Genomic DNA, 12815 nt, shown 5'->3' on the forward strand with positions numbered 1-12815 from the left:
TCAAATTAACATAAAGTACAAAGTTGTACGCTTTAGGAGGAGAAATAGATGATTATTTGGTCTGGTTGGGGTTTTTTAGTCGCAATTATTGTAATTATTAATACTCTTTTGGGTAAGGCTATCTTTGGATCTATAACGGGGGACGCTACATATTTTCAAGACCATAGTTGGCCAATGGCGGTAATGTTTATTATATCAGGGGTTATGTCTTGGTATTTAGGTAAATATATTAATAAGCCAGATGGGAAAGTTTATATAGATGCCGAAACTGGTGAAAAAGTTATGTTTAACAAAAAGCACTCATTATTTTTTATAAAAATGGAATATTGGGGACCGATTCTAGGAGTTATTGCGATTGTAACTTTAATTACAAGATAAAAAAAGAGGATGGGTATAGCAAGAGTAATCTATTCAAGTAGAAGGAGAAATCAGTCATGAATGCAAAGAAACTACTAGGGGTAGCAGTTCCGGTCATGTTGTTATTTGGTTGTGGAGTTTCTGAGAAAACGAACACTTCTAAACAGGAGAAAACGGAAGAGTCTAAAGTAAAAGAATCGAAGTCTAATAGTAAGAAAGAAAAAGTTTCAAAGGAAGACTATCCTAATAAAGTGTATAAATTAGGGGTAGAGTTTGATAAGTTGTTTGCGGAGCATAACAATATTACAAGAGAGGTTTTTGACGGTAAGAAAAAGAAATCAGATATAGTAGATAGTGTGAAAGAATTAAATAAAGTGTTAGATAAATTTGAGTCAATAGATCCCCCTACAGAGTATGTAAACCAACAAAAAGATTTTGAAAAAGCAATTAGTTATTTTAGAGAGTCTTTTTCTTTAATAAATGAAGTATTCACCAGAAAAGAAAAAAGAGAAAAAGGTGATAAGACTGATAAAGAGTTAATAGAGAAATCTGAAAAGCTAGTGAAAGAAGGAGATATTTACTGGCTTAAGGCATTCAAAGATCTTGAAGGGGATATTAAAATCGGTGACGGTACAGTATCTATGAAAGATTTGAAAGAGTTAGATAAGAAAGCTGGAATTAATACAGATAACGTTATGAAGAATGTGAAAGATGGTACGGAATTAATCGGTAATTGGGGATTCAAAGGAACAGACGGTTTCATTATGTCACTTATTCTAAAAGGTGATAAGACATTTGAAACGTATGGTAAAGGTGAGTATCCAAATAAAAAGAATTATATTGAAGGCACTTGGGAATATGATAAGGAGGCTTTTACAATCTATTTACATCTCAATAAACGTTTAGTAGACGGTGTAGAAGATACAATTCAAAAAAAGAAAATAGCATATAAAGTTCAAGATTATGATGGGGAAAACTTGCAATTATTTAATGAGACGTCATTTCATACAATTAAGTATGTGAAGCAAAGTTAAAGTTATGTAGGACTAGGTTTAAATGGCCTAGTCCTTCATTAAAGTGCGAGTATGTAAAGAATATGTTATCTTTCGTTCTGTTTACTTAATATCATGTTATTCTTTAATAGAGTAATAAATGGAGTTTTGCATTAAATATATGAGGTTGGTTACAAATGATAAAGAAATTTACTAGATTCGTATTAATAGTGGTTATCCCAATCAGTCTTATTACAGGTTGTGGGACTGCTGAAAAAACTGAAGCACAAAAGCCGAAAGCGGTACAAACGGAGAAAAAGGACTATATGGATTACTCATATGGTAGCAAAGGTATATTAGTAAGTGGCAAAGCGAAAGAACGGCAACAATACGAGATTGGATATATGGATGATAATAAATTAATTGGGATTGATGAAAATATTGAAGACTGCATTATTTTAGATAATAAAGATGAAGCAGGTCTCATTTGGAAACAAATAGAGCGAGGATCTATTATTGAAGTGCAATACGGTAAGGATCGCAATGATATCGTAGGCGTGCAATTCGTAGGAGATCGTGAGTCATATGAAATTAGTGATAAGTTTGATCGGAATACGATAAATGAGATTGTTGAAAACGTTAAAGGGAATTTGTAATAGATGTATTTCGATAGTATAGGATCTCTTATTATGAAATTGTATGCCAGTTATTTGTCTAAGTTTAAATTGATTATTTTGACGGTATTTGTAATTAGTTGTAAAATAATGTTTGTTGATGAATTTTATAAAAAGTATGTTAGATGAAATTCATCTGTAGGGATGACATATAAATATTTTCTTAATGGGTATAAAATATGATAATTTAAATATATAAATAAAAAAGGAAATATATTAGGAGTACATAGTAGATTCATATTTTTAAAAATTAATGTGACAATAAAGGGAGGTTGAGATACATACACGGTGGGAGTGTGTATGTATTTATTATAATAATGAATAAGACAATCAAACAACAAGTAATCGCACTATCAACAAGTCTAGTGATTTTAGGGAGCGTACCTTTATCAGCATCAGCAGAAGAGATCAACAAATCTCAAACTGATCAACTTAATATTGCCCAAGGAGAACACGGAACGAGCGGATTAAATTATTCTAATTTCAAGTTGGAAGTTCCTGATCATGTACAAATTAACGAAGCAGAAGTATCTGGAAATGAAAAAATGCTTTTAGAAGAATATAAGCATAAACATGATGAAACAGAAGAATTAAACAAAATGCAAGATGCTAAGAAGGGACAAGTAGCAGAAAAGGAAGCTATTTCAAACATTGAAAAGGCATTTGAATCTGTAGATGGTCGAAATGATGGATCTGATCGTCAAATGAAACCTGTTGCAAAGCCAAGAGGTATTCAATATAGTGCACAGAGTACGAAGAAATATGGAACACTTGCAGGAGTTCCATTTGTGGAGTGGATTGTTCCAGCAGGAAATCCTGATATTCGTCCTGCGAATCCGATGAAAGCACGTTACATTACAATCCATGAGACCGCAAATACAGCCGCTGGTGCGAATGCTGAAAATCATGCGAAATATTTATACAAGCAAGCAACTGAAGGCACTTTCCGAACAGCTTCATGGCATTTTACTGTAGATGATAAACAAATTTATCAACACTTACCAACAAACGAAAATGGTTGGCATGCAGGAGATGGAGATGGTTCAGGAAACAGGGAGTCTATCGGTATCGAGATTGCGGTTAACCAAGACGGTGATTACAATAAAGCGTTAGAAAATGCAAAACGACTTGCAGGTTATTTAATGAACAAAGAAGGAATTGGTGCAGATCATATTTACAAGCATCAACAATGGAGCGGGAAAAAATGTCCTGACATTTTAATTTCACGTGGTAATTGGGCTGGTTTCGTACAAGGAATTCAGTGGTATGCAAATATAAATGCGCAGATTGATACGCCTTTACAAGATAAAAATGACTCATTTAATCCAAATGAAAATAATCCAGCTGAACCTAGCATGGAACTAGTGGTAAATGGTAGTGGCATCAATGTACGTAGTGATGCGGGTATTGAACATCGTGTTGTACGTAAAGCTTCAAACGGAGATCGTTACAAAGTATTAGCCGTTAAAAATGGTTGGTATAAAGTAGGTAATGGAGAATGGATTTTCTATGACCCAAGTTGGATTAAAATTAACTACAATGTACCAAAGGAAGAAGTACAAAAGCCTAAGGAAGAAGTACAAAAACCAAAAGATGATATTACAGGTGGCTGGTTTGAAGGGCATATTCGTAAATTAAACAGTCTAGGTATTATGCAAGGCGAAGGCAATGGTGTATTTGCTCCATATCGAAATGTAACGAGAGCGGAGTTTGCGAAATTAATCTCGAATGCTCTTAAACTACCAGAGGGAAATAAGTCATTTGTAGATATCAATGAGGCACATCCATCACTTCATGACGGTATTAAACGTTGTGCAAGTGCAGGAATTATTAATGGTCGTGGTGAAGGGATTTTTGATCCTAACTCACCAATTACTCGTGAAGAAGTATCTATTATGATTGACAAAGCATTACGATATAAAGGAATTACAGGTGAGTTAGTAGCATTACCATTTACAGATAAGCATTTAATAACATACAAAGAATCGGTTCAACGATTATACAGCTTAAAGGTAGTTAATGGTATTGGAAATAATGAGTTTGATCCTCGAGGCACAGCAACTCGTGGTCAGGCGGCTGCCTTTATTGTGAAGATGTTAGATTCAATGCAAAAATAAAAGGAAACTTTAATCAGTGAGGGCCACTCGCATTGCAATCAAGCAGTTTATTCACCAAATTTTGAAATGAGAGTTTTACTGCCCACAAATAGCAGAAGAAATTGTATGTAGAAGCTGACATTGGTAGAAGTAAAAAAATAAGAAGAATTTGAAAGGAGCTATCCAAAATAATAATTTGGAATAGCTCCTATTTAGTAGGAAGAACAATTGTATTTGATAGATTGTAATGTAGAATGCCCTTCCAAGCCCCTCATAAGCCCCTACCAAGTAATAAATCACTAAGAAAAAACAAAAGCAAAAACAACTACAAGAACAAAACAAGCGCGAAAAAATGAAACCGGCGTTGTAGTAGTAAAAAAATTGTAATTCGAATGCCAAAACCATTCCCGCATGCCTATCTTTATAATGAAGGATTAAAATTTTCCTATTTACTAGCAAAGAGTGGAGGGAAACATATGGCGGTATACCGTAATGTGCAGGTGAACTTTTGGCAAGATGAATTCATATTAGATTTAACGCCAGAGGAGCGTTATTTTTACATATATTTGTTAACTGGTACGAAAACGAAGCAATGTGGTATTTATATATTACCGAAGCGTGTGGCAGAGCTTGAAACAGGTTATAGTATGGAGACTGTTGAGAAGTTGCTAAACAGGTTTGTTGAGTATGGAAAGATTCTATATGATACGGAAACGAAAGAGGTATTCATAATAAACTGGTTACACTATAACCCTATTTCAAATACGAATGTGGAGAAGTGCGTATTACGTGAGTTAAAGACTATAAAAAGTAATGAGTTCATACATATATTTTTACATAAATGCCTTGAAGAAGAATACAAGATTCCATTATTATTGCAGCATTTTGGTATGCCAAAAGAAGAGGATAATAGTAGTTCACAAGTAGTTATTGAAGAGAAAGAAGAAGCGGAAGAGGAAGAGATAGAGGTGGAAACCATAGAAGAGGACGTTCCAAATAGTGAAGTTTATAAGTTTTATGAACAAAATATTAGTAGTTTATCCCCATATATTGTGAAGGAATTGAAGAATTGGATACAAAGACTTTCTGGAGAGAAAGTGTTAGAGGCACTTAAAATTGCGTTTGAAAATAATAAGAAAACGTTAGCTTATGTGAAGGGGATTTTGAGGAATTGGTGTAGCAAAAAGTTAAAGGATTTTAGTGGAGAGAAGTCTGTAATGGGAAGTTTAGAGAGAAGGAAATGTATGTTGAGTAGTGTATTTTAATTTACATTAATTTAATATAGAATGTACGTTCGTTTTTTGTGGGTTTTATGCTATACTACCATTAAATAAGGGTATTTTTATAATAGATAAAAAGATGCGGGGGGTACAAAGTTTGACTACTAGTACATCTGAGTTGTTTCAATATATTAATATGACAGAAGAACAGAAACAATTATCACAACGATATTTACAGACAAAAGAAGAAGAGATTTTAAAAAATATTCAACTAACGACAATTCGTGATCAAAAAAGAAGTGATTTTGCGGAGAGATTTATAAACGATTTTAGGAAAGTGCATAAACAAGATCCGGATTTTTTTCGATTATTTTACCATATACTCGAGGAGCAATTATTAAATGTTCTTGTAGTCCGTTTTGCGCATGTCAGTTTTTCTAAAATGAAGATTTATTTAGAAAAAAGTGCACTTCCTTTGGACAAACTTGTAGCAATCGCATGTAAATATTTATCCAGTATTTCAAGTTATGTAAATGAAGCAGATGTTTTTCTTAGAGAGTTAACAAAAGAGAGTCCGAACTATATAGAGGGACAATTACATACTTTACCAACTAAGCAACAATTAACATTACTTCTCATAATGTTTGATGTAGATTATGAAAAGTTTCGTACATATAGTTCTTTATTGAATGAAAGGTTAGAAGAACATACAGAATTTATATTGAAACTTCTAGGGGAAAAGGAAAAGGTTGAAGCAGTTAAACGGTATTTAAAAGGTGAAGATGATAGTGAAGTATTTATAGGTGGGAATTTACCGGAACATATTTGGCGGCTATTATTTTGTGTTCATAAATATTCGAATGTTGCGAGGCGATATATTGAAATATTGGCGAAGAAAAATGTTTGGGGTTTTATAAACTATGCAACACGTTATATGTGTCACACTCTCGGTCAGTCTCAAAACTACAAAAAAACTGGTAGTGTAAATAGAGAAACATATGAAGAAATTCAAAGTTTTTGTACACAGTTTTGGATTTCTAAGGAAAGATTTTTTGCGCATCGTCTAAGGCAACATGATTTAAATAGTGAGGATTTTTGTAAGACGTATGAATATGAATTGCTATGCTTTATGTTGGAGGAAGATCCTGAATTTATTCAAAATACTTTGCAATATGTAAGTAAAATGAATTATCTCATCATCGCACGAACGTTAGCTGAAAAAGGATATGAGCTAAATATAGGGAAAATGCGAGAAGAATTTTTTGTTGCTGCTTTGCAAATAAAATTGTCTACAGTGCGGGATACATATCGTGATTATTTACAAGGGAAATTGTCACTTGAGGATATGAAGCAAATACTTAAAAATCCGAAATATAGGAGTATGTATTGGGGTATGCCGGTGTTAGAGGTTGCGCTTCTTTGGGATATAGATGATGTAGCGAAGAGGGAAGCTGTACTTACACTACAGTTTGGAGATGATGATAGTGTTAATTTATACGAACTTCTTTACGAATGTTCTGTCAGAGGAGTAGAACCGAAACAAGTATTAGAAGATCTGCTTTCGTATGGGTTAAGTAAGGAAAAGCTTATGGCTTATGCAGTTGAAGAAGCTGCATGCTACAGTGAAGAGAGAAATAAGGCGAAGGAAGCGCTTGTTTGTGTAATTGTAAAAGAACAAGCGTACATCATTGAAAGATTTGATGAGTATTCTGCTGTGGCCAAAGCATATATTTTAGAAGAGTTAGCAAAGGATAACATGATTAAAATGCGTCCAATTTTAATTAAAAGCTTAGGAGATTCATCTAAAAAAATGCGTGAGTCTGTAGTTAAACTGCTTTCAAAAGATGTGGAAGCTGCAGCAGATGTAGCAGTTGAACTTCATAATAAAAAGAAGATTGTTCGTGAAAATGTGATGAAAATACTAATAGAGTATAAGCTTGAAAAATATACGAAAATTGTACAGGAAGCTTTGCAAGAAAGTAAAAATGAATCTTTCGCAGGAAAATTCTCATTTTTATTCCAAACGGAGGAAGAAAAAATAGAAGAACTATGTGCACGTATTTTAACTGAACAAACAAGAAATTCACTTCTGCAATTGATTGGGGATGAGCCACAAATCCGTTTACGTGACTCTGATGAAATTGCTGATGCTGCAATTCCGTTAGCCTATTTACAACAGTATATTTCAGATGCTGTTATTGAGAAGAAAGAAACGGCAGAAGTAATTGGTAGAGCTTTAAATGAAGAGGACTTAAAAGAATGTGTGCAAACAATATATCAAATATGGATTTCTCAAGACGCAGATGTGAAGAAGCGTGGAATTCTTTCGTTATACGGAATGTATAGTGACGACAAAATGGTCGACATACTTATAAAGCAAATTGATGAATGGGTGCTTCAAATGAGAGGAAAGATAGCAGCGGATGCCGTTCGTGCTTTAGGTTTGTCTTCATCTAAGCTTGCACTTATGTCTATTCATGCAATAGCATTTAAATATAAACATAAGCAAGTACGTAATGCAGCAAAAGAAGCGCTAAGTCTTGCTGCGAAAACACGTGGTATAACAGAGGAAGAGCTGGAAGATCAATTGGTGCCGGACCTCGGCTTTACTATACAGGGTGAAAAGATAATTGATTTCGGGAATCGAAGTTTTACTGCCATTTTAACTACAGAGTCAAAAATTGAATTAGAGACAGAAGAAGGAAAATGTATGAAGTCACTTCCAAAGCCGAATGCAAAAGATGATGTAGAAAAGGCTGAAGAGGCTAAAAAAGAATTAGCCTCTTTAAAGAAGGAACTCCGAACTACTCTTTCAATGCAAAAACAACGATTAGAAGCGGCACTTTCGTTAAAGCGTTATTGGTCACATAATGCATGGAAATCTGTATTTATGGATAATCCAATTATGAAGCAATTTTCTATTTCACTCATTTGGGGTGAGTATAAGGAAGGGAAGTTGCTGAAGGCATTCCGTTATGCAGAAGGTGGCGTGTTCTGTACAATTGACGGGAAGAGTTATGAACTTTCATCTGGCACTGTTATTGGTTTCGTTCATCCGTTAGAATTGTCTGGGGCGGAGAAGGAATTATGGAAAGAGCAATTAGAAAGTACGGGAATTGTTCAGCCGTTCCTACAAATTGAGCGTCCAGTGTTTGTAGTAGAAAAGAATGATGAGAGTGCTATTGAGAGATTTGGCGGTATTTTACTAAATGGTCGTTCGTTATTCGGTAAGATGACGAAGCTTGGATGGATCCGTGGGTCTGTTCAAGATGGCGGTGTATATTATACATTTTACAAAGAAGATACTCGTACCGGATTAGGCGTGCAATTGTCATTTAGCGGAGCTCCGATTGGTTATGAAGATGAAGAAGATGTATGTGTATTTGACATTCAATTTTATAAAGCAGGTACAGTGAAGCGTGGTTCATATGAATACGATGAGATTGATGATGAAAGACGCATTGTACCAAAAGAAGTAGATAAACGCTTCTTTAGTGAAATGTTATATAATGTCCAAGTAGCGACAGATTCAAATCTTGGGCATAATGAAAGTTGGCGTAGCGAACGATAAGAAAAACCCCCTTCATTGGTAGGAAAATGAAGGGGGTTTTTCAATGTCTTTAAAAGGTTCTTTCTCAAAAAGAAGCGAATAGTGTGAGAAAGGGGTGGTTATATGGAAGTCGTTATAAAGAAGAAACGAAAAAGGGGAAAAAGAATTTTTATTTGGGCTAGTAGTATCGTTCTTTTGTTAGTTATTTCCGCTGCGATTTTTTTGAACATATATACGCTGAAATCTATGCCAAAGATAGATGGAACGATAAAGCTAGAGGATTTACAACACGCTGTTACGGTGAAGCGGGATAGTAAAGGTGTCCCGCATATTAAATCGGAAAATGCACATGATTTATATTTTTCACAAGGATATGTACAAGCGCAAGATCGGTTGTTTCAAATGGATTTAAGTAGAAGACAAGCGTCTGGTATGTTAAGTGAAGTTGTTGGGGTAGCAGCTGTTGACCGAGATAAATTGTTTCGAACACTCGGTTTACGGCGAGCGGCCGAAGCTTCAGTTAGTCAATATAATGGAGAAGCGAAAGATGCCCTGCAGTCATTTGCTGATGGGGTGAACGCTTTTATACGTGAGGCGAAAAAGGAAAAGAAATTACCAGTTGAGTTTACTATATTAGGTTATGAACCTGCTGAGTGGTCAATTGTTGATACTTTAACGATTGGGAAGTATATGGCGTTTGACTTAGGAGGACATTGGCACGGACAGGCATTTCGATATTGGGCGCTGAAAAATCTTCCGAAAGAGCAAGCGAATGAGCTATTTCCTGCATATCCGAAAGATGCTCCTAGATTGCTAGCTGAACTGAAAAATACAAATGTGGACGTAGCACAAAGTTTTTCAAAAACGATAATTCCGCCGGAGTTTAACGGTAGTAATAACTGTGTTGTGAGCGGTGAGAAGAGTGCGTCAGGTAAGCCAATTTTAGCAGATGATCCTCATTTATCTCTTGCGACGCCTTCTATTTGGTATCAAACGAGACTTGAAATGAAAGGTTTAAATGTGAGTGGCGTTATTTTCGCTGGAGTACCAGGTGTTATATTAGGACACAATGACAAAATAGCGTGGGGTGTTACGAATACAGGGCCTGATGTGCAAGATTTATATATTGAGAAGAGAAATCCTAATAATGAAAATGAATTTCTGTATAACGATAAATGGGAGAAAGCTACCGTTGTAGACGAGTCTATTAAAGTAAAAGGCGGGAAGACAATTCTTTATAACGTTACGATTACGAGGCATGGACCAGTAATTTCAGAGTTTGCGGATAAGGGGAAGGAGAAAACGAAAACAGTATTCTCTTTAAAGTGGACAGCTTTAGAACCGTCAGCTGAGTTAAAAGCTGTATTAAATATGAACAAAGCAAAAGACTGGAATGAGTTTGAAACCGCTCTTCAAGATTTTCATACACCAACCCAAAACTTTGTGTTTGCATCAAACGACGGCACAATTGCTTATAAAGCGAATGGAAATATACCAGTGCGTAAAAAAGGTGATGGTAGCTTACCTGTTCCAGGATGGACAGATGAATATGAATGGGAAGGGTATATCCCGTTTGATCAACTTCCAAAAGTAATTAATCCAAAACAAGGGTTTATTTCAACTGCGAATAATAAAATTGTTGATGATGATTATCCGTATCATATTAGCAATACGTGGGCGCAGCCATATAGGCAAATGCGTATTCAAGAATTTTTGCAAGAGAAGGAAAAGTATACGGTGAAAGATTTAGAAGAGTTACAGATGGATCAAAAGAATTTATATGGGAAAGAGTTTACTCCTATATTTTTAAAAGAGTTAAATAAAGCATCTTTAAATGAGGTAGAGAAAGAAGGCGTAGACCAATTAACAAAGTGGAATTTTTACGATAGTAAAGATGAAGCGGCACCATTAATATTCCATTTGTTAATGAAAGAGATTTCAAATACGTTATTTTCAAAAGAAATACCGAAAGATGTAATGGAGTTATTTGAAGGGAAGTCACAAGTTGTTGATGAATTGATTCGAAAAGAAGTAGCGGGAGAAACTAGCGTTTGGTTTACGAAGTACGGAGGTTTCACAAAAGTTGTGCATACATCGTACGAGAATGTAATGAAGAAATTGCAGAAGGAATATGGACCCGATATTGGAGAGTGGAAGTGGGGCGATTACCATCAACTCGCTTTTACACATCCAATTTCGAAATCATCGAGTATGTTAGCATTACTCGCTTTTAATCGTGAGAAACCAGTTCCGATTGGTCGGAGCCAAGTTACCGTGCAAGCAGCGAGTTACGGCGAAAACGGCATTGTAAATCACGGGGCGTCTTGGAGATTCATTATTGATACGAAAGATATGTCAAACGGTTATCATATCGTAGGGCCAGGACAGTCGGGCCATTTTAGAAGCGATTGGTATCATGATCAAATAGATGATTGGGTAAATGGCACGTATCATACGACTACATTGAATACGGAGGGGATAGAGGGGAAGGTGCTAAATTTAGAACCGAAGTGATAGGGTGTTTTTGTTTGTGGAGGGAACTAGTAATACTCTTTTTGATAATGAAAGCTTATCATTTAGAACATAACCCAGTTCTTAAATAATTTTAACAGCCAGCCTACTATCATTTAATTTGATAGTAGGCTGTTTCCATCTTCGAAATACGCTGTAGCAACTTCTTCAGGATTACGATTATTTCCACATGCTGTAAGTGCTGTAACTAATAAAGTCATTACAACTATTAACATGATCATTCCAGTTTTGAGGGGAATTAGTTAACAAAGACTAGGTATTATTTGCAACAGAACTGTTCCTCTATCCCCCTTGTTTCATCATTTTTCTAGGCCAGCCAACTTGACAAATGTTTTTTTATCAAACTACAATGAAAATCATTATCAATAATATAGGGAGGATACTTTGGTCAATAAATGAAAAACAATATATTTATAGGTTAATAACCAGATCTTGTTAAGTTGTATGTACTATTTTTAGTTTAGCGTTTCCCAGAATGTACACCAATTAATCTCGCGAATTACAAGAAAACTATTATTGAAATGAGGCGTGTATTGTGAAGTTAGACGTGAATGAGTTAGCAGAGTATCTTGCCAATACTCCTTTCCGAGTAGAAGGAGTATATCGTTATGCTAAAAATCCAGGTGTGCCTTTTGCTGAGTCTACAGATTCTTTCCCAGGATTTGTATTTCCAATTACAGGGAAGACGCAATTTCAATTTAATGGTACGCCGTATACTCTTTCCCCAGGAAAAGTTATACATGGGGGTGCAAAAATGACATTAGCCCATAAAATGCTTGGTGAAATAAACTGGGAATATATTCTTGTTTTATATCGGATAAGCAATTCAGAACGAGAAGACTCTGGCTTTACTCATCAGCATTTTGAATTATTAACAGGACAATCTCCTCGTCTTGTCGAATTACTTATGCGTCTTTGGGATGTATATAATCAGCGTGGAGGCATTTCGATGTTTCAGACCGAAATGCTGTTTCGCGAAGCGTTGAATGAAGCTTTATTAAGTGTTTTCAATAGAGAAAGCAATTATGAGTCGCATACTTTATTCGAACGAATATCTAGTTACGTTCGTAAATACTATTATAAAGATATTACAATTCATACACTTACAGAACAAAATAATGTTAATCGAAATCGTCTTTCTTACGTGTTTAGAAAGCATGCAGGTATGGGGGCAGCAGAATATTTATTGAACTATCGTATAAAGATGGCTCAAAAAATGTTATGTACAAGTGATGTGCCTGTACAACAAATTGCGCAGGCTGTTGGAATCGCAGACCCTTTTTATTTTAGTAGAGTTTTCAAGAAGCGAGTTGGCATTTCGCCTACTAAATATCGCGAGAAGTTCATCAATAATCCATACTAATGTCAACAGGGGTCCATTCTTATTTGAAAAT

At 35.2% G+C, this 12815-nt stretch carries 9 protein-coding genes; 8 read left to right on the plus strand and 1 reads right to left on the minus strand.

Features of this window, described 5'->3' with window-relative positions; genetic code table 11:
• The first annotated feature begins 48 nt into the window (after positions 1-48).
• The 7 genes from ACS2QP_RS16290 to ACS2QP_RS16320 all read left to right on the plus strand — a co-directional run bounded on the left by ACS2QP_RS16290 (position 49) and on the right by ACS2QP_RS16320 (position 11403).
• The gene (locus tag ACS2QP_RS16290; protein WP_000587853.1) at positions 49-378 is read left to right on the plus strand and encodes a hypothetical protein; all 330 of its coding nucleotides are present in this window, start codon (positions 49-51) and stop codon (positions 376-378) included.
• A gap of 56 nt (positions 379-434) precedes the next feature.
• Positions 435-1391, plus strand: a complete 957-nt coding sequence (locus tag ACS2QP_RS16295; RefSeq protein WP_078438820.1) for a DUF3994 domain-containing protein — start codon at positions 435-437, stop codon at positions 1389-1391.
• Positions 1392-1546: 155 nt separating this feature from the next.
• A complete protein-coding gene (locus ACS2QP_RS16300) occupies positions 1547-2005 on the plus strand; it encodes a hypothetical protein (RefSeq protein WP_061113010.1) in 459 nt (152 codons plus the stop codon).
• 335 nt (positions 2006-2340) lie between these two features.
• Positions 2341-4140, plus strand: a complete 1800-nt coding sequence (locus ACS2QP_RS16305; RefSeq protein ID WP_322367564.1) for an S-layer homology domain-containing protein — start codon at positions 2341-2343, stop codon at positions 4138-4140.
• Positions 4141-4595: 455 nt separating this feature from the next.
• A complete protein-coding gene (locus tag ACS2QP_RS16310) occupies positions 4596-5384 on the plus strand; it encodes a DnaD domain protein (RefSeq protein WP_153581390.1) in 789 nt (262 codons plus the stop codon).
• 112 nt (positions 5385-5496) lie between these two features.
• Entirely contained in the window at positions 5497-8910 is a 3414-nt protein-coding gene (locus tag ACS2QP_RS16315; protein ID WP_438882614.1) for a DUF4132 domain-containing protein, read from the plus strand.
• A 102-nt stretch (positions 8911-9012) separates the two neighbouring features.
• Entirely contained in the window at positions 9013-11403 is a 2391-nt protein-coding gene (locus tag ACS2QP_RS16320; RefSeq protein ID WP_438882615.1) for a penicillin acylase family protein, read from the plus strand.
• Between the two features lie 113 nt (positions 11404-11516).
• Here ACS2QP_RS16320 and ACS2QP_RS16325 read toward each other — a convergent pair whose 3' ends face one another.
• On the minus strand, positions 11517-11642 hold the full coding sequence (locus ACS2QP_RS16325; RefSeq protein ID WP_100650550.1) for a hypothetical protein: 126 nt from the start codon (positions 11640-11642) through the stop codon (positions 11517-11519).
• Between the two features lie 314 nt (positions 11643-11956).
• On the opposite strand from ACS2QP_RS16325, the gene ACS2QP_RS16330 reads away from it, so the two are divergent.
• Positions 11957-12784 (plus strand): helix-turn-helix transcriptional regulator, encoded by an 828-nt coding sequence (locus tag ACS2QP_RS16330; protein ID WP_000762815.1) that lies wholly within the window; start codon positions 11957-11959, stop codon positions 12782-12784.
• The last annotated feature ends 31 nt before the right edge of the window (positions 12785-12815 follow it).

Origin of the sequence: Bacillus cereus group sp. Bce019 (assembly GCF_051781745.1) — a bacterium.
Taxonomy (GTDB): domain Bacteria; phylum Bacillota; class Bacilli; order Bacillales; family Bacillaceae_G; genus Bacillus_A; species Bacillus_A cereus.

Excerpts from the sequence above, each read along its gene's own strand:
- ACS2QP_RS16290 (WP_000587853.1), top strand. The coding sequence starts at position 49 with ATGATTATTTGGTCTGGTTGGGGTTTTTTAGTCGCAATTATTGTAATT.
- ACS2QP_RS16295 (WP_078438820.1), top strand. The coding sequence starts at position 435 with ATGAATGCAAAGAAACTACTAGGGGTAGCAGTTCCGGTCATGTTGTTA.
- ACS2QP_RS16300 (WP_061113010.1), top strand. The coding sequence starts at position 1,547 with ATGATAAAGAAATTTACTAGATTCGTATTAATAGTGGTTATCCCAATC.
- ACS2QP_RS16305 (WP_322367564.1), top strand. The coding sequence starts at position 2,341 with ATGAATAAGACAATCAAACAACAAGTAATCGCACTATCAACAAGTCTA.
- ACS2QP_RS16310 (WP_153581390.1), top strand. The coding sequence starts at position 4,596 with ATGGCGGTATACCGTAATGTGCAGGTGAACTTTTGGCAAGATGAATTC.
- ACS2QP_RS16320 (WP_438882615.1), top strand. The coding sequence starts at position 9,013 with ATGGAAGTCGTTATAAAGAAGAAACGAAAAAGGGGAAAAAGAATTTTT.
- ACS2QP_RS16325 (WP_100650550.1), bottom strand. The coding sequence starts at position 11,642 with ATGATCATGTTAATAGTTGTAATGACTTTATTAGTTACAGCACTTACA.